Consider the following 24,687-nt stretch of genomic DNA (forward strand, 5'->3'; position numbering starts at 1 on the left):
CTTCGGCGTTCTTCCGTGCCGTGCCGTACGTCAGCGGGTGAGCCGGAGGTAGGGCTCCAGGGCGCTCAGCCGGGTGTCGTGGTCGGGGTGGGTGGACAGCAGCCGGGCCAGGGTGCCGGGCTCCTGGAGCTTCTGCCCCTGCGCCGTGGCGGCTGCCTTCGCCGCCTCCTCCTCGGTCCGGAAGTGGTGGATCACCTCGGCCAGCCGGCGGCCGAAGCCGAGCTCGGCGGCCTGCTGGTCGGCGCGCAGCTCGCCGCGCCGGCCGGCGTAGGCGAGCAGATAGGGGGCGGCGACCAGCGGGATGGTGATGTACCAGGCGCCGACGAACCCGGCCACCACCACGATGCCCAGGAAGAGGTAGACGAATCCGGTGGCGGCCAGCGAGAACACCCTCGCCACGGCGATCGCGATCCGGGCCAGGCCCCGCATCACCGCCCAGGCGACCCGCCCGGGCAGCGAGTACCAGTAGCCGAGCAGACCGGCCCAGGCGTGGCCGCCGGTGTGGTGGCCGAGCTCGTGGGCGAGCACGGCGGCGAGGTTGCTGCTCGGGATCCTGTTCAGGGCGTACGTGGTGACGCCGACGACGTGCCCGGCGACCGCGACGGCGTTGAGCTCGTCACTGTTCTCCACCATCAGCTCGTAGGTGCGGGCCTCGATGCCCGCCCGTGCGGTCACCTCCCGCCAGACCGGTTCCAGCCGCGCCCGCTCCTCGGCCGTGGGCAGGCGCAGCTTGAGCACACGCCGGGCGAACGCCAGCTCCGCGGGCCGATGGAAGACGAGGGCACCACTGGCCAGCCAGGCCAGGGTGACGATCCACCCCAGCACGCTGCCCAGCATCCCGATCGCGATCGAGCTGACCACGGCGAGGCTGACCACTGCTCCCGGCACCTGCACGGCCAGCCGCCCGATAGCGGTCGCATCGGCCCCACGCTGATGCTCGGCGACGAGCACCCGGGCACCGGCGTGCCGATAGTCGAGATCGTCGGGTGCGGGTTCGGGTCCCGGTGCGGGCGGGGCTTCGGCGTGCGGGAGAGGGCCGGAGGGCGGCGGGGGCGCGGTGGAGGCGCCGGGGTAGGTCGGGGGCGTGTTGGAGGCGCTGGGGTGGTGCGGGGGCGCGGTCGGCGTACTGCTGGCGGCGCCTGGGTAGGACGGGGGCACGCTCTGGTGGGCCGGCGGCGCCACGGGGTGGCCCGGTGCCATGCCCGGGGGCGTCGGAGTCGCGCCGGGGTAGGTCGGGGGTGCGGTGGTGGCGCTGGGGTGGTGCGGAGGCGCAGTCGGCGCGCTGGTGGTGGCGCCGGGGTACGGCGGGGGCGCGCTCTGGTGCGCCGGGGGCGCGCCGGGGTACGCCGGGGGCACGGATTCGGGGCCGGGGTAAGCCGGGGCCGACCCCGGGTTGCCGCCGGTGTCGGCGCCCGGGTAGGGCGGGGCGGCCGTCGGGTGGGCAGGACCGGCGGCGGGGTGGGCCGATGCGGTGGGTTCGGGGCCCGGGTACGCCGGAGCCGCGTCCGGGTGTCCGCCGATTCCCCCGCCCGGGTAGGGCGGGGCCGCGGGCTCAGGGCCCGCCCAGGGCACGTCGGTGTCGGGGCGGCCCGAGTGGGTTGCGGGGTGGGCCGGGGGTGCGGCGAGGGGCTCGGGCCGGGGGCCGGGGTACGCGGGAGCGGAGGCCAGGGCGGCTGCTCCCGGGTACGGGGGTTGCGGGGCGGGCGCGGCCGGGTACGCGGGCGCGGCCGGAGGGGCCGGGTGCTGCGGGGGCACGCCCGGGTACTGCGGCGCAGCGGCGGTCGGGTCCGCGCTGGGGTACGAGGGCGCGGCGGCACCCGGGTACGCCGGCTCGCCGGGGTAGGCGGGAGCGGGCGGCACGGCCGGATCCGGGGGCTGGGACATGGGACGGGGCTCCTTCGAGTGGTGCGGGGACGACGACGGCCGGGCTCAGCCGATCAGCGGGGCGGCGGGCAGCAGGAGGGCGCCGGAGCAGTAGGCGATCAGGCCGGCGCGGATCCAACGGTGCTTGCACGCGGCGATGCGGCTGGTCGCGGTGAGCGCCGCCAGCAGTCCGGCCGCGGGGTCGCGGTCGGTGTCGGCGAGCGCCTCGGCGAGCCGGCCCGCGCGCACCGCCTGCTGGATGTCGCCGAAGTAGCAGAGCGGCCGGCCGGCCGCCCAGGAACCGCTGCGGTAGCGGGGCAGAACGGTGAGCAGCAGCGCGCCCAGCGACAGCGCGAGCGCGGCGGCCCCCGCCCACCACACGACGGCACCGGGTACGGACAGCTCGTCCGGCGACCAGTTCCGCCCGGACAGCAGTCCGGTGATCACGCCCGCCGTCAGCCCCAGCGCCGCCACCAGCACGGAGGCCTTGGTGTCGGCGCGCGCGATCTCACCGCGCAACTCGGCCAGCAGCCGCTCGGCGGCTCCGCCGCCGGTGCTCGTGACTCCCATGGAGGGGGCGGCGGGTGCGGCCGTCGGCCCGGCCGGGGGGCCCGGCGCGGTCACGCGGAGCCCGTCTCGGGGGAGTCGGGCAGCGGTGCGACGGAGCCGATGGCGCGGTCAGAGCCGCCGGGGGCCTGCCCGGGCAGCGGCGGTACGACCGGCGCCGGCCCGGTGGCCACCGGCGGCACGGGCGGAGGCACGAAGGCGGCCTGGCCGTACGCCCCGGCGTGCCCCGGCGCGGCAGGATCGTACGGCGCGGGCGCAGGTGCAGGTGCAGGCGGTGACGTGGGTGCGGGGGCGCCGGGCGCGTACGGCGGTGCGGCATACGGCGGCGCCTGGGGCGGGGGCATCTGGGGTGCGTACGGCTGCCCGTACGGCTGCCCGTACGGATCGGTCCCGGGAGCCCCGTAGGACTGGGCCGGCGCCGTTGGTACCGGGCCCGACGGGTTCCCCTGGGCGTCGTACGGCGGTGTCTGCGGTGCCGTCGTGCCGGGTGCCGTGCCCGGTGCCATCCCCGGTGGCAGCGCCTGCGTCGGGGGAGGGGCCTGCGCGGCCTGGTCCTGCTGCTCGATCAGGTCGTCCACGGACCGCAGCACGGACCGTGCCGACTCGGCCTTCTGGAAGTCCTCCAGCGTGTCGCCCGCGATCAGTGCCAGCTGCTTGCGGATGGTGCCGAGCTGGTCCTTCTGCAGGGTGCCGATCACCATCTTGGTGTCCATCGGATGCTGCGCGAGGTGCAGCGCCCAGGCGGCGACCCCGCCGTGCTGCAGGTGGTACTGGTAGAAGGCGATCTTCTGGGCGACCAGTTGCTGCGACTGCTGCTCGCGCAGCAGCTCCAGCTCGTGTTCGTACCGTGTCTGACGGAGCCGGAACTCGTGCTCGGGATCCAGCATCTCGGTCTCGTAGCGCAGGTTGCGCTTGCGCCGGCGGTGCGCGATCGCCTCGTCGTCCAGGCGCAGCCGCACCACGCACGTCACCGCCAGACCGGTGCCCGCGGCGAACCGGCCCTCCTCCATGACCGCCTCCAGCACGGCCTGCTCGGCATCGGGGCTGTCCTCGATCGAGAACCGCCGGGTGACCGGGCGGGCCAGCTGCTGCAGCTCCCGGCTGAGCCGGGTGGGCACGTCGCGTTCGCCGCTCGCCACATAGGCGACCGGGTCCGCCACCCGCCAGGTCAGGTCGGCGACCGCGCCGAAGGAGAACGCGTCGTCGTCGCTCGGCAGCCGCAGTTTCAGCTGGACCGGGTGGCTGCCCATGTCCACCTCGTACACCGAGGTGTAGCGCCGGGTCGCCGCCTCCGCGCGGCTGGGCCGCTGCGGCGGCATGTAGACGTCGTAGGAACCGCCCGCGGTCACGAAGACCAGCGCGTGATCGATCGCGCCGATCTGTCTGCGGGCGACGTAGTCGAAGCGGGAGATCGGGCGCACGGTCAGCACCGGGTCGATCAGTGTGCTGTGCCGGTCGGCGTCCTGCTGCCACTCCGGCGGTCGGCGGAAGTCCGCCATGGGTCAACTCCTCGAACGGGTAGGGATGTTCAGTGCGTGGTGGCGGCCGCCGCCGGATGCAGCACGGTGAGCAGGCGGTCGGCCAGCGGCGGGCGCGGGCCGCCGTCCTCGGCGCGCAGCGTGCGCAGCTCGTGGTCGAGCCGCTTGCGGTCGTCCGCCGTGACGACGAGGGCGGGCAGCAGCAGCTCCAGCGCATGGGCGGCGTCGGCGCGGCGGCCGGCGACGTACACCCAGGTGTGCAGCGCGTTCAGGGCCGCCCGGGTATGGGTGCGGTCGCCCAGCGCGGTGCGCCAGAGGGTGGCGAGGTCGCGGGCCGCGTCCGCCTCGTACATGCCGCTCTCGGCGTACCAGCCGACGAGTGCGCCGTCCTCGGCGTTGTCGCAGGCGCGCACGAACGCGGCGAGCGCCAGGTCGCGCACCGCCGGGGTGTCCAGGTACAGCAGTCGTACGAACTCCGCGAGGACCTCGCCGCGGCGCCGGCCCGGACCGCCCGACAGCAGCAGCGCGGCGGACTCGGTGAGGTTGTCGCGCTCGGCCTTGTTGCTGGCGTCCGCCCGGGCCCGCGCGGCCAGCGCGCCGAGCGCGGGTCCGGCGAGGTCCGGGCGGAGCGGGGCGAGCAGGCCGAGGGCGCGAATGGCCGTCCAGCGCCGGCCCCAGTGCCCGTCGGAGCACCACTGGGTGAGCAGTCGCAGCACGACGGGCGCGCCGAGGAGCTGGGCGAGCGTGAGCGTGTTGGCGGCGGTGACCCGCGGACCGAAGGCGCGGGAGGTGGCCCAGCGGTCGACCAGCAGCGCCATCGTCGAGGGCAGGTCGGCCGCGGCGAGCAGCGCGGTGGCGGCGGCCGCGCGGGTCCGCACCAGTGGGCGGCCGTCGCGGGCGAGCCGGCCGATCCACTCCACGAGCGCGGGCCGGGCGGAGGGGTGGCGGGTCCACACCTCGGTGAGCAGCACACGCGGGGTGCGCTCCTCACGGAAGTAGGCCGTGAACTGCGTGACCGGGCCCCACTCGGTCTGTTCGCCGCGCAGCTCCCCCTCGGCGCGGGCGAGCGTGAGCCGGTCGGCCGCGGGCGGCCCGAACACCGGGATCTCCGGCGGCTGCTCGGGATGCTGCAACTGCTGGAGATGTACGTACAGCTGGTCGGCGAGCTCGGCGGCCAGGACGTAGGGGGCCTGGTCGAAGACGGCGAGCGAGATGAGGAAGGCCTTGTCCCGCAGGCCGGTGCCCGGGTCGCCGAGCCAGTCGCGGCACTGCTTCTCCACCGCGGCCTGCCCGAAGTCGGCGAGCCGCGCCAGCGCCCCCTCGCTCCCGTCGTACGCGCCGAGCGCCTCGGCGAACGCGGCGGCCTCGGCCGGGTGCCGGTCGGCGGCGGCCAGGAACCCGGCCACGGGTTCGAGGGCGAGCAGCCGCTCCACGTCGTCGCCGTCCGGTCTGCGACGGGACAGATGCGCCCGTACGACGTCCAGCGCGCTCGGCGGCACCCAGGCGCAGGGCGTCACGCCCGGCAGGTGGGGGGAGTTCTCGACGGTGACGACGAGGTAGCCGTCGGCCTTCTCCAGCTGCTCGCGGGCGGCGTACAGGTGGGTGTCGCGCAGCGGACGGTTGCGGCTGAGGGGCAGGTCCCGCAGGACGTGCCCGCCGGGCCGGGAGAGCCGGCCGCCGAGCGCGCCGGGGGTGGTCTCGGGGTCCAGGGCGTGTACGGCGGGGACGCCCAGGCGGTGAAGCAGCATCAGCGCCGCGGCGCTGCGGCCGGTGGCGTGCGCGCCGCTGAGCACCAGCACCCGCTCCTCGCGCAGCCGCCGCAGGGCGCCGTCAAAGGCGGGGCCGTCGGTGAAGACCTCGGCGAGGGCGTCCAGACGGGCCCGGGGGATCTCGCCGGAGGCGTCGGAGGTGGCGCCGGCCGGGCCGTGGTGGTGGATCTCGGTCCGGCCGCCCATGTACACGTCGCCGCCGACCTGGCCGCCGGACACGCCGTGCTGGGCCCCGCCGACCAGGCTGCCGCCGAAGGCCGCGGTGTCCCCGAGGATGAACCCCGGGGTGTGCGCGAACAGCTCCCGCTGCGCGGCCCGCGCCTCCTGGGTGCGCTCCTCGGGCTCGGCGCCCTCCTCGACGGGCGGTGTCCCCGTCGGCGCCCCCGGCTCCTGCGGGGCAGCGGAACCCGCCGGCCCGCCCTCGTGCGCCCCATCCACCTCGGGTGCCGTCACGCGCCCTCCCCGGCCGTACCGCCGAGATGCACGTCCCCGGTGACCTGGCCGCCGGACACCCCGTGCTGGTCCCCACCGACGAGGCTGCCCCCGAACCGCGGCGCCCCGCTCCCGAAGTTGAACACCGCCCCGCCCGAGACGGGCTGGGCGGGCGGTGTGGCCTGGGCGGCCGGCGTTGCCTGCTGCGGCTGGGCCGCGTGCTCCGGTGGCGCTGCGTGCTCCGGTGGGGCCGCGTGCTCCGGTGGGGCCGCGTGCTCCGGTGGGGCCGCGTGCTCCGGTGGCGCCGCCTGGGCGGGTGACACGCCCCGTGCCCCCGGTGTCGCACCCCCCGCGGGCGCCCCCGTCCCCCCCGACCCCGGTGCCGGGCCGTCCCCCGAGGAACCCGGCACCGGGGTCTCCCCCGCCCCCGTGTCAGCGTGGTCGTTGCCGCCGGTCGGTACCGGGCCGTGGAGCCAGGCGCGCAGCGGGCCGTTCTTGCTGGTCAGCGTCACGGGGTGGAAGTCGGCGGCGGGGACGCCGACGTGGTCGTGGCGCACGATCCCCGCGTGCACGCCCTCCGACACGCACAGCGCGAAGCCGTCCGTGCGGGCGCGCAGCGCCTCCCGCAGCAGCTGGGCGTCGAGCAGCCGGCAGGCGTGGTTCAGATCGGAGCCGACCCAGCCGCCGTGCCCGTCGACGGCCACGTAGCCGTTCGCGACCACGCCCCGCAGCCGGATCTGCGCCGTGCTCGACGCCATGCGGTTGTACTCGTGCAGCTGCGCCGGCACCTCGGTCAGCAGGGCCCGCAGCAGCGCCCGTACCGAGGCGCTCGCGTCGATCAGCTCCATCACCGAGTCGCCCCGGTCCGCCCGTAACCGCAGAGTCTCCTCGATGCCCGCGGCCTCCAGCGCGCGGTCGGCGATGTCGTAGAGCTTGCGCCGCAGGATGGCCTGCGCGACATCGTCCCGGTCGCTGTACTTCTCGATGTCGAGCAGGAGGATCGTCCGGCTCACGGGGTCGGTCATCTTCGCCTTTCCCTGGCTTGCGGTGAATCGGGTTCGGTGGTGCGCGGGGCGCCGCCCGCGGCAGAAGGGTCGCGCGGGCGGCGGCCGGACCGTGAGGACGGATGACCCACGGGAACTGTGACCGTGTGCACAGACGGCCCGCCGCGCGCACCGTGCGCAGGGGTCACTCGCGCCGCTCGGCCCGGGCGATCCGGCGCAGCACCTCCGGCTGCACGATCACCATCGCCCGGCGCCCGGTGGTGACCACTCCGCGTTCGCGCAGCCCCTTCAGCAGCCGCTGCACCGCCTCCCGGGAGGCCCCCACCGACCCGGCGAGCTCCTGCTTGCTCAGCGGTACGGCCAGTTCGACGCCCTCCGCCGTGCGCCGGCCGTGGGTGCGGGCGAGGTCGAGCAGCAGGGTCGCGAACCGCTCCCTGACACTCATCGAGGCGAACTCCAGCCGCCGCCGGTCGGCCGCGCGCGTCCGGTCGGAGGTGAGGCCGAGCAGGGCGAAGGAGACGGCGGGGGAGCGGGCGAGGAACTCGGTGAACAGTTCGCGCTGGACGGCGACGGTCCGCACCTGTTCCAGCGCGGTCACGGTCGCCGACCGGGTCCGCCCGGTCAGCGCGGCCGACTCGCCGACCACGTCGCCGGGGCCGCGAAGCGCGAGCAGCGCCTCGTATCCGTTGGCCGCGGCCGCCGTCACCTTGGTCCAGCCGTGCACTATGAACAGCACATGGGAGGACGGCTCGCTCTGGTGGATCAGTACCACCCGCGGGGCGAAGGTGAGCTCGTGGCCGAGCGCGAGCAGCGCGTCCTGGTCCGCCTGCTCCAGCCGGGCCAGGAAGGGCACATGATCGTCCAGGCCCTCCGCCCCCGGTGTGCTCCCGGATACGCCCCCCGGCCCCGGCCCCAGGGTTCTCCCCGGCGCGTTCCCCCGTATGTTCCCCCGTATGTTCCCCGGCGTGTCGGGTAAGCGACCGGCAGTCATCGAACCCTCGTCCCCCCATCGGCCGTCCCCCCATCGGCACAGCGACCGCTCAAAGTACTGAAGGAGCGGGCCGGGCGCGGGCGGAACGAGCGGGATTCACGCATACGAGGCACGGATTCCCGCATACGCGGCACAATCACGGGAACTGGAACCAGGACAAGTCCGGCGTGTCGGGGTGGACTCCATTTGTTTTGACCGAAGTCCTTGAGGTAGGTACGCTCAGACCTTGTGCCTGGGGTGTGCCCTGGCCCTCGTGCGTGCCTTCAACCGCACCGAGAGCCGCCATCGGCCACCGCAATCCGCGCTTCCTCCTGCCTCGCGGCGGGAGTCCGCGGGATTCGACACACCCGACCGCGTGGGTCGGCGACGTTCCAGGTTAGCTGTACCTATCGGCACACAGAAACCGGAGAAGTAGTGCCTACGATCCAGCAGCTGGTCCGCAAGGGCCGGCAGGACAAGGTCGAGAAGAACAAGACGCCCGCACTCGAGGGTTCCCCTCAGCGTCGCGGCGTCTGCACGCGTGTGTTCACGACCACCCCGAAGAAGCCGAACTCGGCCCTCCGTAAGGTCGCGCGTGTGCGTCTGACCAGCGGCATCGAGGTCACGGCCTACATTCCGGGTGAGGGACACAACCTGCAGGAGCACTCCATCGTGCTCGTGCGCGGCGGCCGTGTGAAGGACCTGCCGGGTGTTCGCTACAAGATCATCCGAGGCTCCCTCGACACCCAGGGTGTCAAGAACCGCAAGCAGGCCCGCAGCCGTTACGGCGCCAAGAAGGAGAAGTAAGAATGCCTCGTAAGGGCCCCGCCCCGAAGCGTCCGGTCATCATCGACCCGGTCTACGGCTCCCCTCTGGTGACCTCCCTGATCAACAAGGTGCTGCTGAACGGCAAGCGCTCCACTGCCGAGCGCATCGTCTACGGCGCCATGGAGGGCCTGCGTGAGAAGACGGGCAACGACCCGATCATCACGCTCAAGCGCGCTCTCGAGAACATCAAGCCGACCCTCGAGGTCAAGTCCCGCCGTGTCGGTGGTGCGACGTACCAGGTTCCGATCGAGGTCAAGCCCGGTCGCGCCAACACGCTCGCGCTGCGCTGGCTCGTCGGTTACTCCCGCGCCCGTCGTGAGAAGACCATGACCGAGCGTCTGCTCAACGAGCTTCTCGACGCCTCCAACGGCCTCGGTGCCGCTGTGAAGAAGCGCGAGGACACGCACAAGATGGCCGAGTCCAACAAGGCCTTCGCGCACTACCGCTGGTAGTCGCTTTCCCCATCGAGACCGAGAGAAGACTGAAGCCTTATGGCTACCACTTCACTTGACCTGGCCAGGGTCCGCAACATTGGGATCATGGCCCACATCGACGCGGGCAAGACGACCACCACCGAGCGGATCCTGTTCTACACCGGTGTGTCCTACAAGATCGGTGAGGTCCACGACGGCGCTGCCACCATGGACTGGATGGAGCAGGAGCAGGAGCGTGGCATCACGATCACCTCTGCTGCCACCACCTGCCACTGGCCGCTGGACGACGTCGACCACACCATCAACATCATCGACACGCCGGGTCACGTCGACTTCACCGTCGAGGTGGAGCGCTCCCTGCGTGTGCTCGACGGTGCCGTGACGGTGTTCGACGGCGTTGCCGGCGTCGAGCCCCAGTCCGAGACGGTGTGGCGTCAGGCGGACCGCTACGGCGTCCCGCGCATCTGCTTCGTCAACAAGCTCGACCGGACCGGTGCCGAGTTCCACCGTTGCGTGGACATGATTTCGGACCGTCTGGGTGCCCAGCCGCTCGTCATGCAGCTGCCGATCGGTGCCGAGGCCGACTTCAAGGGCGTTGTGGACCTGGTCCGCATGAAGGCGCTCGTGTGGTCCGCCGAGGCGGCGAAGGGCGAGATGTACGACGTCGTCGACATCCCGGCCACGCACACCGAGGCCGCCGAGGAGTGGCGCGGCAAGCTGGTCGAGGCCGTCGCGGAGAACGACGAAGAGATGATGGAGCTGTTCCTGGAGGGCCAGGAGCCCACCGAGGAGCAGCTGTACGCGGCGATCCGTCGCATCACCATCGCCTCCGGCAAGTCGAGCGACACCACGGTCACCCCGGTGTTCTGTGGCACCGCGTTCAAGAACAAGGGCGTTCAGCCCCTGCTCGACGCGGTCGTGCGCTACCTTCCGACCCCGCTCGACGTCGAGGCCATCGAGGGCCACGACGTGAAGGACCCGGAGGTCGTGGTCCGGCGCAAGCCGTCGGACGACGAGCCGCTGTCTGCCCTCGCGTTCAAGATCATGAGCGACCCGCACCTCGGCAAGCTCACCTTCGTCCGGGTCTACTCGGGCCGCCTGGAGTCCGGCACGGCAGTGCTGAACTCCGTCAAGGGCAAGAAGGAGCGCATCGGCAAGATCTACCGCATGCACGCCAACAAGCGTGAGGAGATCGAGTCGGTGGGCGCCGGCGACATCGTCGCCGTCATGGGCCTGAAGCAGACCACCACCGGTGAGACGCTGTCGGACGACAAGAACCCGGTGATCCTGGAGTCCATGGACTTCCCGGCCCCGGTCATCCAGGTCGCCATCGAGCCCAAGTCGAAGGGCGACCAGGAGAAGCTGGGTGTCGCCATCCAGCGCCTGGCCGAGGAGGACCCGTCCTTCCAGGTCCACTCGGACGAGGAGACCGGCCAGACCATCATCGGTGGCATGGGCGAGCTGCACCTCGAGGTGCTGGTCGACCGTATGCGCCGTGAGTTCAAGGTCGAGGCCAACGTCGGCAAGCCGCAGGTCGCGTACCGTGAGACGATCCGCAAGGCCGTCGAGCGCGTGGACTACACCCACAAGAAGCAGACCGGTGGTACCGGTCAGTTCGCCAAGGTGCAGATCGCGATCGAGCCCATCGAGGGCGGCGACGCCTCGTACGAGTTCGTGAACAAGGTGACCGGTGGCCGCATCCCGAAGGAGTACATTCCTTCGGTCGACGCCGGTGCGCAGGAGGCCATGCAGTTCGGCATCCTCGCCGGGTACGAGATGACGGGCGTCCGCGTCACGCTCATCGACGGTGGCTACCACGAGGTCGACTCCTCCGAGCTCGCGTTCAAGATCGCCGGTTCGCAGGCCTTCAAGGAGGCTGCGCGCAAGGCCAGCCCCGTGCTGCTCGAGCCGATGATGGCCGTCGAGGTCACCACGCCCGAGGACTACATGGGTGAGGTCATCGGCGACATCAACTCCCGCCGTGGCCAGATCCAGGCCATGGAGGAGCGGGCGGGTGCCCGCGTCGTGAAGGGCCTCGTGCCCCTCTCGGAGATGTTCGGCTACGTCGGAGACCTCCGCAGCAAGACGTCGGGTCGCGCAAGCTACTCGATGCAGTTCGACTCCTACGCCGAGGTTCCGCGGAACGTCGCCGAGGAGATCATCGCGAAGGCCAAGGGCGAGTAACTCACTCGAGTTCCAGCCCTTAGGCTTGACTCCGGAGCCTCGTGGGGCATTCCACCGCAATCGTGGTCGGAATGCCCCGGGGATCCGGGCCATCCAGCAAAGATCACCTGGCGCCGATGAAGTAAGGCGTACAGAACCACTCCACAGGAGGACCCCAGTGGCGAAGGCGAAGTTCGAGCGGACTAAGCCGCACGTCAACATCGGCACCATCGGTCACATCGACCACGGTAAGACGACCCTCACGGCCGCCATTACCAAGGTGCTGCACGACGCGTACCCGGAGCTGAACGAGGCCACCCCGTTCGACAACATCGACAAGGCTCCTGAGGAGCGCCAGCGCGGTATCACCATCTCCATCGCGCACGTCGAGTACCAGACCGAGGCGCGTCACTACGCCCACGTCGACTGCCCGGGTCACGCGGACTACATCAAGAACATGATCACCGGTGCCGCGCAGATGGACGGCGCGATCCTGGTGGTCGCCGCCACCGACGGCCCGATGCCGCAGACCAAGGAGCACGTGCTCCTGGCCCGCCAGGTCGGCGTTCCGTACATCGTCGTCGCCCTGAACAAGGCCGACATGGTGGACGACGAGGAGATCCTGGAGCTCGTCGAGCTCGAGGTCCGTGAGCTCCTCTCCGAGTACGAGTTCCCGGGTGACGACCTGCCGGTCGTCCGTGTCTCCGCGCTGAAGGCCCTCGAGGGCGACCCGCAGTGGACGCAGTCGGTCCTGGACCTGATGAACGCCGTCGACACCTCCATCCCGGAGCCCGAGCGCGACGTCGACAAGCCGTTCCTGATGCCGATCGAGGACGTCTTCACCATCACCGGTCGCGGTACGGTCGTCACCGGCCGTATCGAGCGTGGTGTCCTCAAGGTCAACGAGACCGTCGACATCATCGGCATCAAGACCGAGAAGACCACCACCACGGTCACCGGCATCGAGATGTTCCGCAAGCTGCTCGACGAGGGCCAGGCCGGTGAGAACGTCGGTCTGCTGCTCCGCGGCATCAAGCGCGAGGACGTCGAGCGCGGCCAGGTCATCATCAAGCCGGGCTCGGTCACCCCGCACACCGAGTTCGAGGCCCAGGCCTACATCCTGTCGAAGGACGAGGGTGGCCGCCACACCCCGTTCTTCAACAACTACCGCCCGCAGTTCTACTTCCGTACGACGGACGTGACCGGCGTCGTGACCCTCCCCGAGGGCACCGAGATGGTCATGCCGGGTGACAACACCGAGATGAAGGTGGAGCTCATCCAGCCCGTCGCCATGGAGGAGGGCCTGAAGTTCGCCATCCGCGAGGGTGGCCGCACCGTGGGCGCCGGCCAGGTCACCAAGATCAACAAGTAAGTTCCACTTGCTTGTGGGTCCACTGACCCGGTAGCTCCGACTGCGAGCACCTGAAGGGGCCCGTACGACTTCGGTCGTACGGGCCCTTTCGCATGCCCGCAACTCCTCGCCGAGGCCGGCCGACGTCAACACGGGTCGGCGAAACGCACCGTGACGTGTCCGGCGGCTTTCTGGTTGAAGTGCTGGAGGGTGTCGGCGTATCCAGCGCGGCGAGGGACGGTGGACGGTGGGACCTGGTTACGGACCGAAGGACCTGGCCTCCTCACCCACCCAGAAGCGGGCCGCGGCCCAGGCCATCGAGGAGCACCTCGAACCCGGCACGCGCGGCGCGGGCGCCTGGGCGGACGAGGAAACGGGTACCGCGGTGCGGGCGCTCGGCGCGACGGACGGGACGGGCTGGCTCACTTCGGCCGCCCTGAAGCAGGCGCACCGCACCTGGACCGACCAGGTACGGAACCTGATGGACCGGCTCGCCGCGGAGAAGAACGCGCTGAGGAGCACCAACAGGCTACTGACGAGCACCGACCTGGCGATCGGCTCGACGCTGCGGGAGACGTCGGTGCTGGACGGCTACTGACGCGGGGAACGGGACCGGCGGGCGGGGAACGGAATCGGCGGGGGGAGAGAGCGGGATCGGCGGCCGAGGAACGTGGAGTGGGCGTGGCGAGCAGGGAGTGGGGCCGGGGAGCAGGGATCGGGCTCGGCGAGCGGGGAGCGGGCCCAGCGGGCGAGGAACGTGACCGGCCAGCGAGGATCGGGCATCGGGGAGTGGCGAACAGGGATCGCGGATCGGCGAACGGGGTCAGGGTTCGGCGAGCGGAGGCCGGGGCTCGGAGGCCGGGGTTCGGCGAACGGGGACCGGGGCTCGGAGGCCGGGGCTCGGCGAACGGAGGTCAGAGGTCGGGGAACGGAGATCGGGGAACGGAGATCGGGGAACGGAGATCGGGGAACGGAGATCGGGGAACGGGATGCCGACGTACCACGAGGTCATGAGCACCGACCTCTCCGTGCTCACCACCGCCGCGGACCGCTGGGACGGCATGGCGGCGGAGTTCGAGAAGCAGGAGAAGGTGTACCGGCGCGACGTCCACCGCATCTCGATGGGCCGCTCGTGGACGGGCCTGAGCGCCGACGGGGCGAAGGCCCGCTTCGCCATCACGCTCAAGGAGTTCCAGTACGCACAGACGGAGGCGAAAGCCGTCGCATCGCTGCTGCGGGACGCGCACACGCAGTTCGCCGAGTTGCGGGGCAGGCTCAAAGCCGTGTGCCGGGAGGCGATCACGGCAGGGATGAGGGTGTCGGAGCGGGGATTGGTGAGCCTGGCCCCGGACCGGACGGCGAAGGACCGGGGCGAAGAGGCTTCGCGGCACGGTGGCGACGACGCGGCCGTACGGTCCTGGCAGGACCGGCTCGACAAGGCGGTCCGCGACGTGACGGACGCCGACACGGGCGTTCGGATCGCGCTGGCGGCGGTGGTGGCCGACTCGGACGTTCTTGCCGGCGGCAGGGGCTTCAACGGCAAGGCACTGGGCGACATCGAGAAGTACGAGGCGGAGCCGGCCGAGCAGATGTTGGCGAAGCTGAGCAAGGGCGCACACCTGTCGCGTGCCGAACTCGCCGAACTGGAGCGGGCCTTCCGTGACAACAGCGATGACGAGGCGTTCTCCCGGACCCTGCTGGACGGCCTGGGAGCGGCGGGCACGATCCGCCTGACCAACGAACTGAACGACCTCATCCACGTCCGCGGCGGCCACGGCGCGAGCACCTACTCGACGATCGAAACGGGTCTGGCCGACACTCTCGCCAAGGCCACGAGGGACACGAACTCGCAGTGGTACCGCCATTGGCGCGCAGGCATGCAGCACGCGGGCGTGGAACGCTATGCAACCGGCGCCCAGGGCGCCCGCCTTGACAAGGCGGTGGGTTACCAGTCGCTCGTCACGCTGATGCGGAAGGGGCACGGCTACGGCCGAGGCATGCTGGAGAACCTGACGGACGACATGATCACGGCGGAGAAGAGAGAACCCGGGATCTGGCACCTGAAGGGCGCCTACGCCGGCCGTAACGGAGGCTGGTTCGCCAACGATCCGGTCGACGGAATGCTGGGCGTCATGAGCCGGGACCCGGCCACGGCGATGCACTTCTTGAATTCCGACGCCCACATGAGGTACCTCATGAAGGAACGGGACTGGAACGTCACGCTCCACGAACACGGGAACCCGAAGTGGGGCGACTACTCGCCCGGCCTGGACACGGACAACCGCGCAGGCTTCGGTGCGGCCCTCCAGGCGGCGACGACGGGCATCGACCCCGCGAACGAGCACGCGCACTACGTGCCCCATACGAAGCAGAACGAAGCGGTCCTGAAATCGACCCTCGGCTACCTGGCAGACCAGGGCGACGACTTCCCCCCGACCCTGCGCAAGCCCATGGCCAACATCCTGGTCAACCACGGGGCGACGGTGCACGCGTCGATGAGCGAGATCGACATCTCGAAGTCACCTCTGAAACAGGACGAACTCTTCGAGGTGGCGAAGCAGATCTCCAAGGACAAGGACGCCTACGGCACCCTGAACGGCGGCCTCAACCAGGCGATGGTGACGGGCATCCACGGCGACCACACCAAGTCAGCAGAACCTCTCGTCCGCGCCGGCCGCACCGTCGGCTTCCTGGAGGAGGCCCGCATCCAGGCCCAGGGCGACCCGAAGACCGCGGCCTTCGAAACCAAGCCGCTCTTCGACAAGGCGATCGGGTACATCCCGGTGGTGAGTGGAGACGTGCAGGAGGGGTTTGATTACGTTACGGACAAGTGGTTGGAGGATGAGCAGGAGAGGTTGGATGACAAGGAGGCGGACGAGAATATCGCCCAGTTCCAAGTTCGCAACGGTCAGCTGACCGCGCTCGCCGAGAATTGGAATAGGGTACATGGTCTCGGTAGCGAGCCAAGTTATTCCCAGCAGGATCTTGTGGAGCGTTCGGCGGAGGTCGGTATCCTCCATGCTCGCGGAATGTCCGGGAAGGCTATCAATTGAGACGCGTTTTTAGGGTGGCCCTGCATGTGGTGATGGTGGCCTGTCTCGGTCTTGTTGCAGTTGCCTGCTATGGCAATCCAGTTGGCGGCCGGGTAATGCCTCACACCTTGTGTGGGACCGAGGTGAGCCGAAAACTCTCCGAGGACCTTCTGAGAATGCAAGGCAAGGTGACGCAGAGGAGCAGCGTCGATCCGAAGCGGCCTAGGCCATCGTCATGGTGTGAGGTGCTTGTGGACGACCAGATGGTCCTTTCCATGAGGTTTGCATGGCACCCGGATCAGGTGAATTCTCTGCAGATCGCGACGTCCAGTGAGTCGATTTCTAGTCTCACGTCCCCAGTGCGACTGGCCTCTGCGTACGAGACGACTATCGGCAACAATGGTGCCATCTCCACTGCTCCGTGCAAGACCGACGTCGGCTCCTACTTCACGCTCACACTGCGCCTGGCGACGGTGAACCCAACCACCGACACCCGTCGCGCATCCATTGAGAAGTTCATGCGGGCATACTTCCCCGCCACGGTCAAGACATTGGGCTGCCAGGGGGTGCCACATTGATCGCCAGGCGTGCCGCGACACTGCTTGAGTTCGGGGATTGTGGTTCGACCCCCACCCCCAGTTCAGCTACGGCGAGGACGTAGTCGGACTCGTCCAGCTGGAAAACGAGGAGTTCTGGCAGCTCGCCGACGGGGTGGGCAACGGCGTCGATCTTCTGGTGCGCACCTACAATGTCTTCATGGTCAGCAAATTGTCGCAGCGGATTCTGGCGACCAACCGGGCCGGGCAGTTTACTGGGCAGAACCACGATGAGGCGTGCCAACGAAAGGGCACCGAGTGCGTCGTCCGCGTACCTGCATACCTGGATGGGCCCCGCTTCGTCATGGAAGACTTCCTCCCCGGCGCCAACGTCAGGAGAGTGACGACACCATTGCCGTCGTCGAACGGGTGGAAAAGGCACAGTCGAGATGAGAAGGCGTAGTACTTGTACGTCGAAGCCGATGGCGTTGCCCGGAAGGTCGGGCATTGGGCTTCATCGCGGCCACTTCGTCGGCGCGTTCGCGGCGCTCGGAGTTCCAGTCCCCGCGCGAGATGCCCTTGCCCTGCGGATCCTGAAGAGTTCCGGGCGACGGAGCCGTCGTCGGTCCCGAGCCGGTCGACAGCGTGGGCGACGAGTTGTCACCAGTCGGAGCCGGAGGCGTCGTCGAGGCAGAAGGGGAGGAGGAGGGCGTGGTTCGGAGAAGCCGTCCCGGCCCATGCGTACGGCCTGCTCCAGCAGTTTCATCACTTCGCGGATGCGGACGGTGTTCAGGTCATCGGCAAGCTGGGTCAGGTCCTTGCCGGAGACCCGTAGATCGGGGCCTCCGCCCTGGCCCGTGCTACCTGTTCCGCGCACGCTCACATCGGACCCGTCCCCCCACCCCCTGGACATAAGCAGCATCCTGCTCTCGTGACCCTAAGTTCGACGGCGGCCACGAGCACTTCAATCCAGCCCTGCGGGCCAAGTACGTGAGGAGTGGGCAGCGGCCGGCCCTCATGGCCGACTGGCCGGACAGGGACACACGTATCTGAGTGCGAGTACTCATGCGCCGCCCCACGCAAGTGAGTTGGATGATGTGACGTTGGCCGTATCTGACGCTCGGGGCACGGCCCCACTCAGGACTGTCAGTGGTGGTGGCTAGAGTTGTCACCGAGGCTTCCGCTTTTCGAACGCACGGGGGAGGACGTTGTGTTGCCGAGCGATGCCGGGTCAGGGGCGGCCAGCCAGCCGCCGTCGTTGCTGTCAGGCCTGGCAGGTCTGCCCGACGCGGTGAGTGCCGCAGTCGGGGCCCAGGCCGACATGGCCATGGAGTTGTCGTCGTTCACGAAGTTCCAGAAGAGAGTGGACGACCTGATCCGCGATCTGAAGGGCTCGGATGCCGGTCCCAGCAAGGTGGGACAGGTCCAACTCGCCCGCCACCAGTTCGGCGGCGGAGGCGGGTCGTGGGCTGAGGCGACGGGCCTCTACTCCGCGTACGAGACGGTGATCAGCGAGCTGGAGACGCTGTCGAAGCTGCTGTCCGACTCGATGGAGGGCATGAGTATCGCGGTCATGGCCTCGCACAAGGGCTACCAGAACATCGACCTGGACACCCGCCACCGCATGGCGGCGATCAATGTCGAGACGACCAAGCACTACGGCGGGAGCTACGACCCCTCGCTGCCGAAGAAGAGCCACGACGGCGGTGACCTTGGCGGCGAGGCGAAGCCAGCGCAGGCCGCGCCGCCGCCGACGGGTGACACGGGTGGCTCGATCTGATGTTTTTGATGGTGACGGGGGAGGTCTGATGGCAGGGAAGGGAACTGGTGGCGGTACGTCCTTTGAGGACATGAGCCATGAGGAGATGTTGGCGTGGCTGGATCAGGCGAACTCGGGTGAGGTGCAGGCCGCGGCCGATCGCCTGACTGCTGCCGCGACGGAGATCCGCAAGATTGCGGAGGAGCTGAAGGTTCGTCCGCAGTGGGTGGAGTGGAAGGGTGAGGGCGCGGACGCGTTCCGTGCGTGGGCCGGCGACCTGGCCAACTCCACGCATCGGCTCGGTGACTTCAGCGAGGGTGCGGCGAAGTGGCTGGGCGAGGCGTCGGGCGCCATTGGCACGGCGCAGGTGTCGATCCCGCGTGACACCAAGAGCGCGCAGGCGAACCTGGATGCGGCCACGGCTGCTCACAACGACCCGGACGCCGCGGCCGTCCGATCCAAGTCCGCGAGTGAACTGGCCGCGCTGAAGGCCGACCGTGAGAAGGTCCGCCAGGAGGCGGCGGCCCAGATGCGCAAGCTGGGGCAGTCCTACGAGCTGTCCGCGACGCAGATGAACGGCCTGGAGCGGCCCAAGTTCCCACCGCCCCCGAACGCGATCGTGCCGCCAGATCTGCGTCCGCATGGTGATCAGGGCTACGTGACCCGCCCCAATGGCGGCAGCACTGGTCAGATCTCCCCTACGGCCAAGCGGGTTGCCGTGGACTCCAGCGGGGGCATGCTGCCAGGAGATTCCTCGCGTCCGCATGCCGTCGCGGACACGCCCAGGGAGCATGCCCCCGCTTCCGGGGGCCTTTCCGGGCAGCACCCGCGGGCGACGATCGAGCCGCCCAGCCGGATGGACATTGACTCGGTGGGAAGCCTGCCGCGTGTTCCTACCCTCCAGGCCGCTGATCCGACCGGCGCTCTGCCAAACGCGGGTGGATCACACGGCGTGGCCCCTATGCCGCCGGGAACGGTTCCTCCGACTTTCCAAAGAGGTGGGCGACTCCCTGTGGGTACAGGCTGGCCTGCAGGGTCCGTGCCAGGCCCTGGGAGGTCAGGAAGGCCGCCGTCGGGCGCGATGGCGCCAGGCGAAGAAAGCGCTGGCCCTACGCGATTTGCACGGCCGACAGCGATGGGCCGGGCGCCGTACCTGCCAGGCGCGGCTCCGTCGCCGTCCTCCGGGCCTGTCACAGGCCGCGCCGGCGGTGGCGTGGTTGGGGGCAGGCCCTCTACTGCGCCCACTGGACGTTCCTCGATGATTCCTCGTGGGACTGTCGTGGGCGCAGAAGGGTCATCGGTCACCGGCCGCCCGCAGGGCCCGGTAGGCGCCGCTGGTTCGGCAAGACAACCAGTTGGCGGGACTGAGCAGCGGTCTGGTGGCAACCGCGTCGTATCTCCGTACGGGAAGGCCGTAGGCGGCCCGCAGCAGCCGGGCCGTGCCTCCGGTCATCCCCTTACGACGGGGGGATCGGGCGGCCCGGCAAGCACCGGCGCTCCGGTACGAGGAGGCGTAGCGGGAGGGACACCCGTTGCTGGGCGTCCGGGTGAAGGACGTGGCAGCACTTCTTCTCGCACTGGAACGGCACCGTCCGCCCGGGCAAGCGGCATGGGCAGGCGGCCCGGTCGCCGGGGCTCCAACGAGGAGGCACGTCAGGACGGCCAGCGCACGGCACCGACCACCAGCGACTGACGGTCCGAGACGGGCTAAGGGAGACACATGCTCATCAGAGGAACTCGTGGTGTTCGCCGCGGTGCCATGGCACCGGCAGTGTTGGGCGCGCTACTCGTCGGGCTCGTAAATGTGCCAGCGCACGCGGACTCGACCCGTGGACAACAGTGGTTTCTCGATGCCATGAAGGCAGAGCAGATGTGGCGCACCAGCACCGGTGCAGGCGTCACAGTCGCTGTGATCGATTCCGGAGTGGAACCTGACAATCCGGACCTCAAAGGCCGTGTCTTGTCAGGTAAGGACTTCACAACGGACCAACCGGGAGACGAACACACCGACTACGACGGCCACGGCACTGGTATGGCGGGTCTGATTGCCGGAACCGGCGCGTACGACAGCGGTAAGGGCGCCTTTGGACTCGCGCCCGGAGCCAAAATCCTCCCGATTCGTGTGCCCGACGCCAGTAAGGCAGCCAATGAGGCCGACGCTGCCAAGCAATTCAATGAAGCTACTTCGAAGGCGATTCGTTATGCAGCGGACGCCGGTGCGCAGGTCATCAATATCTCGCTTGGGCAGAAGGAGGACTCACACCTTCTCACCGCAGCCGTAAAGTACGCGCTGGAGAAGGGTTCCTTGATCTTCGCAGCGGTCGGTAACAGCGGGAAGGATTACAACCACGTTGAGTATCCCGCAGCCACGCCTGGTGTGATCGGTGTCGCCGCTGTGGGGAAGAACCTGCGCAGAACCACAGAGTCGGAATACGGCCCCCAGGTGGACATGGCTGCGCCCGGTGACCAGATGGTGCACGCGTGCGGAGGCGGAACAGGCCTCTGCCGCTCGCATGGCACCAGCGACGCCACCGCCATCGCCTCCGCCAGCGCCGCCCTGATCTGGTCCAAGCATCCGAACTGGACCAACAACCAGGTCCTGCGCGTCATGCTCAACACGATCGGCGCCCCCACCAACGGCGCCAAGCGCAACGATTCCATCGGGTACGGGATCGTGCGGCCGCGCATCGCCTTGGAGAATCCCGGCGACCCGGGTCCGGCTGACGTCTATCCGCTACCGGACCTGGCCGCCGCCGCGGCACCTTCTCCAGCGGAGAAGTCCACCCCGTCGCAGGGTGGTCACGCTGCCACCGGAGCGTCTCCCAAGAGCGACGATGGCGACGGCAACGGCGCGCTGTGGATCGGGCTGGGTGCCGGTGTCGCCGTAGTCCTCGGCGGAGCTGTAGCTGCCTTCGCCGTCGGTCGGCGGCGTCGTTCCGCCGACAAGGTGGCCAAGGATGACGCAGTCGTGGCGGCTTCTCAATATCTGAACACCGCCGCCTACCCGGACAAAGCCGGCTCCGTGATCGTTCTTCCGGACACGGCGATCGAATTCCCCTACGGCTGGACGTTCCGCTTCGATTTCAAGGAGCATATGGAGACGGGGGATCCGGCGAAGGCTCCGTTCAGCTCCGTCATTGTCGTGCCGCACTCCGGAGCAGCCCCCCACCTCCCTCCGACTCACCTTCCCACAGAGCAGTACATGGAGTTGTGCGCCGCCGGTAACTGGCCGCCCACTCAAATTCGTTGAGCTGTTGAGCGGCTCTGGCTGCCGGGCCCGGCGCAGGCGCGCGGTGCCACGTCCCCGTGAAGAAACCATCACACCCAGTATTCTCGCGATGATGGCGTGTGCAAACAGGTCGCTGGGTTTGTCAATGATGGCTGAACCTGCCGCCCGACCTGTGGGCGCACGTGAAATAGGAGCGCCGGCATTCAGGGGAAAAGGCGTGATGACCAGCCCGTGGTCCACTCCGACGAAGTAAGGCTCCTCGACGTGAAGAACAAACTTGGCTCTCATGTACTCGCCATACCCCTTGCCCTCGCCATCCTCACCGGATGTAACATGACTGGCAAAAACTCCGATGATGTCCCGTCCGCCGGCATGAGCAGCTCACGTGATGTCTCGCAAGCGATGGAAAAGGTCTCCAGCGGTATCTACGACCTGATCGGCGTCAAGGGAAAGGCTTCCAGCAGTCGGCCCTTTGTTGCAGAATACTCGGGGGAAGGACACAAAGAAATATTTCCGGATCTTCCACTGGTGGAGTTTTTACCCGACGTCGGCGAGCGACCCCGGCGTGGCGATAGAACGGCTCAAGGCGGAGCTGCCGAAGCACGGGTGGACGATCGTTTCATACGGGCCGGACACCAGTAAGAACAAGAATATTAACTTGACAGCTGACAACGATAAGCAGAAGGCCGACGTCAACATCGTTCAAATGTCAAAGAATGACCCACCGAAGCTGAGCCTGCACGTCGTATCTGGCTGCTACCAGGTCCCGGACGGTCAGACGGTCGAGCACTTCTGAGAGCTCTTCCGTCGGACTGGCTGGGTCCTGTCAGCTCCACGCCAGCGCCGCCCCCAGCAGCACCGCGAACAGCACGGGAAGCAGCGCGCACCCCAGTGCAAGGGACGCGGCCGCCATGCGATACGCCCGCATCGAGCGGCGGTGGGGCAGGGTCCAGGCGATCGTGAACAGGCCCATGGCCAGGCGCCCCTGGATTGATCAAATGCGCTTCATCGACAAGCTGACCGGCATCAAGCACCCCGAGAGTGGCTCCGCCGTTGTCCGCGGCGGAGGTCCGGGCCGCGCTGCTCGCGCTCAACGGGCCGGACAAGCCGTACCTCGTGCGCAACGCCCACCCCGCGGAGAAGGCCGACCTGGTGGTGGAGCGGCGGATCCTGCACCCTGCCGCAGGCTCCGGCTATTCCACGGGACGGTGGGAGCAGGGCATGAGGACCCTGATGCGCCTGGACCACTCGAAGCACGAGGTGCGGGCTCTGGACGAGCAGCGGAAGGTGACGAGAGCCGGCACGCCCGGTCCGGTGCGTGGCGTGACTGCGTACGGTCACTGTCCGGCGTTTGTCCGGTGCTGTCGGTGCCACTGGTGCGTTCGTACGGGTAGGGCGTCGCGGTACGACGCGGGACTACGGAGGGGCGCGGCATGTCGGTGGACGGCGAGGCGGTACGGCTCAGGAGCGAGGCGGACGAGCCGGGGTGGGAGGTGGATCCGGACGACGAGTGGGGCGTGGCCGTCATCACCACCGTGGGGCGACAGTTGAAGCTGCGGCGGGAGGCGGCGGGGCTGCGCGCCGCCGAGTTCGGGGCGGCAGTGGGGTACGGGGAGGACCTGGTCTACAAGGTCGAGGGTGGGAAGCGGATTCCTCGGCAGGACTACCTGAACAGGGCCGACGAGGTGTTGCGGGCTGGTGGGCTCATTGCGGCGACGTGGGAGGACGTGAAAAGGGTTCGGTACCCGAAGAAGGTTCGGGAGCTGGGAAAGCTGGAGGCCCAGGCGGTCGAGATCGCTCTGTACGAGTGCCACATCATTCCCGGGTTGTTGCAGACGCCGGAGCATGCACGAGCCGTGATCGGGGCAGCGCAGCCGCCGTATTCGCCCGACGACGTGGAACGCATGGTGGCCGCCCGACTGGCCCGGCAGTCGGTCTTCGAACGCTCACCTGCTCCAGCGCTCAGTTTCGTCGTGGAAGAGGTGGAAGAGGGGGTCCTGCGGCGTCCCATCGGGGGCACAATGGCGTGGCGTCAGCAGCTCGAACGTCTGCTGGAGGTGGGGCGGTTGCACAACGTCGTGCTTCAGGTGATGCCGATGAACTGCGACACCCACTCCGGCCTGGACGGTCGGATCGAGCTGCTGAAGTTTCCGGATGGTACGGCCGTGGGCCGCTCCGAGGGCGCGTTCAACGGCCGGCCGACCTCCGAACCCAGACACCTGCGCATTCTTGAACTGCGGTATGGCACGATCCGGGCTCAGGCGCTCTCCCCGCGGGAGTCGCTGGCCTTCATCGAACAACTGCTGGGAGAAACATGATCCGCAAGACCACTGCAGGGGGCGCCTGCGAGCTGGTGTGGTTCAAGAGCAGTTACAGCGGCGGAAACGACGGCAACTCCTGCGTTGAGCTTGCCATCAGCTTCGGCACCGTGCATGTCCGCGACTCCAAGACCGTCGCAGGCCCCCGGCTCGCGTTCGCCCCGGACACGTGGGCGCGGTTCGTCCCGTACGCATCAGCCAGTTCCGTCTCATGACACTTCAGGCGTGAGGCAAGCCGCATCAGAGCGCGCATAGAGCGCGCATGAGTACGGATACTCAGCCGTCCTGGTCGTCGCGACGCATGGGGCCCGTGGGGTAGAGCGCTACGGTACATGTCAACGCGAGCAAACGAGGCGCTCCACGTTCGGAGCATCACCGCGTCTACGTCTGCTCGGCGACGACTCGACACGGGGGAGGCGACCACGCATGGCGTGGGACGAGTGGGAGCAGCTCAAAGCGCGGCGGTAGAGCGGCATGCCGCCCAGATGCAACTCAACCACGTGCCGCTCGACCCGGGCGGTGACACCGGCACGCTGGTGTCGAACAAGCCGGCCTGGTCCAAGGCAGGCAGGGACGTCGGGTCGCTCCGTGAGGACGTCGCCAAGGCGCTGGGGAAGCTGACGGACGGACAGAAGGGTCTTGGTGAGGAAGCCGGCTGCCTGACTGCTGGGGCCCAGAAGGACGTTCATGATTCGTGGGAGCGCTACGTCAAGGGTGTGAGCGGACGCTGTGGGAAGCCCTCGGGTTTGCTGGAGAAAGCGGGCAGTGACCAGCTGAAGACCGATGAGGCCGTCGAGGTCGAGATCGGCAACCTCAAGGTGGACTACGCGGATACTCCGGCTGTCGGCGGTCAGGGCAAGGGGCGGTAACCAGAAGTCATGGACCCTGCAACACTCAAGGCCCTCAAACCGACAGAGTTTCTGGATGCGGCCGACGGATACCGCAGCACCTGTG

22 protein-coding genes are annotated in these 24,687 nt (G+C 69.1%); 14 read left to right on the top strand and 8 right to left on the bottom strand.

Annotated features, from left to right (window positions below; translation table 11 throughout):
- Positions 1–30: 30 nt before the first annotated feature.
- From ACH4UM_RS00895 to ACH4UM_RS00920, 6 genes are all read right to left on the bottom strand, one after another.
- Positions 31–1,884: a M48 family metalloprotease gene (locus ACH4UM_RS00895; RefSeq protein ID WP_398172156.1), complete on the bottom strand. Its 1,854-nt coding sequence runs from the start codon at positions 1,882–1,884 to the stop codon at positions 31–33.
- 45 nt (positions 1,885–1,929) lie between these two features.
- Positions 1,930–2,433, bottom strand: a complete 504-nt coding sequence (locus ACH4UM_RS00900) for a Pycsar system effector family protein (RefSeq protein WP_398172158.1) — start codon at positions 2,431–2,433, stop codon at positions 1,930–1,932.
- Positions 2,434–2,483: 50 nt separating this feature from the next.
- On the bottom strand, positions 2,484–3,929 hold the full coding sequence (locus ACH4UM_RS00905) for a hypothetical protein (RefSeq protein WP_398172160.1): 1,446 nt from the start codon (positions 3,927–3,929) through the stop codon (positions 2,484–2,486).
- A gap of 29 nt (positions 3,930–3,958) precedes the next feature.
- Positions 3,959–6,130: a hypothetical protein gene (locus ACH4UM_RS00910; protein ID WP_398172162.1), complete on the bottom strand. Its 2,172-nt coding sequence runs from the start codon at positions 6,128–6,130 to the stop codon at positions 3,959–3,961.
- Positions 6,127–7,134 carry a hypothetical protein gene (locus ACH4UM_RS00915; protein WP_398172164.1) on the bottom strand — a complete coding sequence of 336 codons (1,008 nt, stop codon included), beginning with the start codon at positions 7,132–7,134 and terminating at the stop codon, positions 6,127–6,129. The genes ACH4UM_RS00910 and ACH4UM_RS00915 overlap by 4 nt, the downstream gene beginning before the upstream one ends.
- A gap of 163 nt (positions 7,135–7,297) precedes the next feature.
- Positions 7,298–7,966, bottom strand: coding sequence for a Crp/Fnr family transcriptional regulator (locus ACH4UM_RS00920; protein ID WP_398172166.1), 669 nt, complete (start codon positions 7,964–7,966; stop codon positions 7,298–7,300).
- Between the two features lie 552 nt (positions 7,967–8,518).
- Here ACH4UM_RS00920 and rpsL point away from each other — a divergent pair.
- From rpsL to ACH4UM_RS00965, 9 genes are all read left to right on the top strand, one after another.
- Complete coding sequence (gene rpsL / locus ACH4UM_RS00925) at positions 8,519–8,890, top strand: 30S ribosomal protein S12 (protein WP_003948652.1); 372 nt, start codon at positions 8,519–8,521, stop codon at positions 8,888–8,890.
- A 2-nt stretch (positions 8,891–8,892) separates the two neighbouring features.
- Positions 8,893–9,363 carry a 30S ribosomal protein S7 gene (gene rpsG, locus ACH4UM_RS00930; protein WP_003992340.1) on the top strand — a complete coding sequence of 157 codons (471 nt, stop codon included), beginning with the start codon at positions 8,893–8,895 and terminating at the stop codon, positions 9,361–9,363.
- Between the two features lie 39 nt (positions 9,364–9,402).
- On the top strand, positions 9,403–11,529 hold the full coding sequence (fusA, locus tag ACH4UM_RS00935) for an elongation factor G (RefSeq protein WP_398172168.1): 2,127 nt from the start codon (positions 9,403–9,405) through the stop codon (positions 11,527–11,529).
- Between the two features lie 157 nt (positions 11,530–11,686).
- On the top strand, positions 11,687–12,880 hold the full coding sequence (gene tuf, locus ACH4UM_RS00940) for an elongation factor Tu (protein WP_398172170.1): 1,194 nt from the start codon (positions 11,687–11,689) through the stop codon (positions 12,878–12,880).
- A 226-nt stretch (positions 12,881–13,106) separates the two neighbouring features.
- The gene (locus tag ACH4UM_RS00945; RefSeq protein WP_398172172.1) at positions 13,107–13,457 is read left to right on the top strand and encodes a hypothetical protein; all 351 of its coding nucleotides are present in this window, start codon (positions 13,107–13,109) and stop codon (positions 13,455–13,457) included.
- 412 nt (positions 13,458–13,869) lie between these two features.
- Positions 13,870–15,912, top strand: a complete 2,043-nt coding sequence (locus tag ACH4UM_RS00950) for a hypothetical protein (protein ID WP_398172174.1) — start codon at positions 13,870–13,872, stop codon at positions 15,910–15,912.
- 230 nt (positions 15,913–16,142) lie between these two features.
- Positions 16,143–16,469: a hypothetical protein gene (locus ACH4UM_RS00955; RefSeq protein ID WP_398172176.1), complete on the top strand. Its 327-nt coding sequence runs from the start codon at positions 16,143–16,145 to the stop codon at positions 16,467–16,469.
- Positions 16,470–16,506: 37 nt separating this feature from the next.
- On the top strand, positions 16,507–16,890 hold the full coding sequence (locus ACH4UM_RS00960) for a hypothetical protein (RefSeq protein ID WP_398172178.1): 384 nt from the start codon (positions 16,507–16,509) through the stop codon (positions 16,888–16,890).
- 828 nt (positions 16,891–17,718) lie between these two features.
- Entirely contained in the window at positions 17,719–18,207 is a 489-nt protein-coding gene (locus ACH4UM_RS00965; RefSeq protein WP_398172180.1) for a hypothetical protein, read from the top strand.
- Positions 18,208–19,480: 1,273 nt separating this feature from the next.
- Here the strand turns inward: ACH4UM_RS00965 and ACH4UM_RS00970 are convergent.
- A complete protein-coding gene (locus tag ACH4UM_RS00970) occupies positions 19,481–19,639 on the bottom strand; it encodes a hypothetical protein (RefSeq protein WP_398172182.1) in 159 nt (52 codons plus the stop codon).
- 402 nt (positions 19,640–20,041) lie between these two features.
- On the opposite strand from ACH4UM_RS00970, the gene mycP reads away from it, so the two are divergent.
- On the top strand, positions 20,042–21,436 hold the full coding sequence (gene mycP, locus ACH4UM_RS00975; protein ID WP_398172184.1) for a type VII secretion-associated serine protease mycosin: 1,395 nt from the start codon (positions 20,042–20,044) through the stop codon (positions 21,434–21,436).
- 243 nt (positions 21,437–21,679) lie between these two features.
- Entirely contained in the window at positions 21,680–22,057 is a 378-nt protein-coding gene (locus ACH4UM_RS00980) for a hypothetical protein (protein ID WP_398172186.1), read from the top strand.
- Positions 22,058–22,241: 184 nt separating this feature from the next.
- Here the strand turns inward: ACH4UM_RS00980 and ACH4UM_RS00985 are convergent, their stop codons facing one another.
- Entirely contained in the window at positions 22,242–22,388 is a 147-nt protein-coding gene (locus tag ACH4UM_RS00985) for a hypothetical protein (protein WP_398172188.1), read from the bottom strand.
- Positions 22,389–22,848: 460 nt separating this feature from the next.
- Here ACH4UM_RS00985 and ACH4UM_RS00990 point away from each other — a divergent pair, with 460 nt between their 5' ends.
- From ACH4UM_RS00990 to ACH4UM_RS01000, 3 genes are all read left to right on the top strand, one after another.
- Positions 22,849–23,733, top strand: a complete 885-nt coding sequence (locus ACH4UM_RS00990; protein ID WP_398172190.1) for a helix-turn-helix domain-containing protein — start codon at positions 22,849–22,851, stop codon at positions 23,731–23,733.
- A complete protein-coding gene (locus tag ACH4UM_RS00995; RefSeq protein ID WP_398172192.1) occupies positions 23,730–23,948 on the top strand; it encodes a DUF397 domain-containing protein in 219 nt (72 codons plus the stop codon). The genes ACH4UM_RS00990 and ACH4UM_RS00995 overlap by 4 nt, the downstream gene beginning before the upstream one ends.
- 270 nt (positions 23,949–24,218) lie before the next feature.
- The gene (locus ACH4UM_RS01000; RefSeq protein ID WP_398172194.1) at positions 24,219–24,602 is read left to right on the top strand and encodes a hypothetical protein; all 384 of its coding nucleotides are present in this window, start codon (positions 24,219–24,221) and stop codon (positions 24,600–24,602) included.
- Positions 24,603–24,687 lie beyond the last annotated feature (85 nt).

Origin of the sequence: Streptomyces sp. NPDC020801 (genome assembly GCF_044334385.1) — a bacterium.
Classification (GTDB): Bacteria; Actinomycetota; Actinomycetes; order Streptomycetales; family Streptomycetaceae; genus Streptomyces.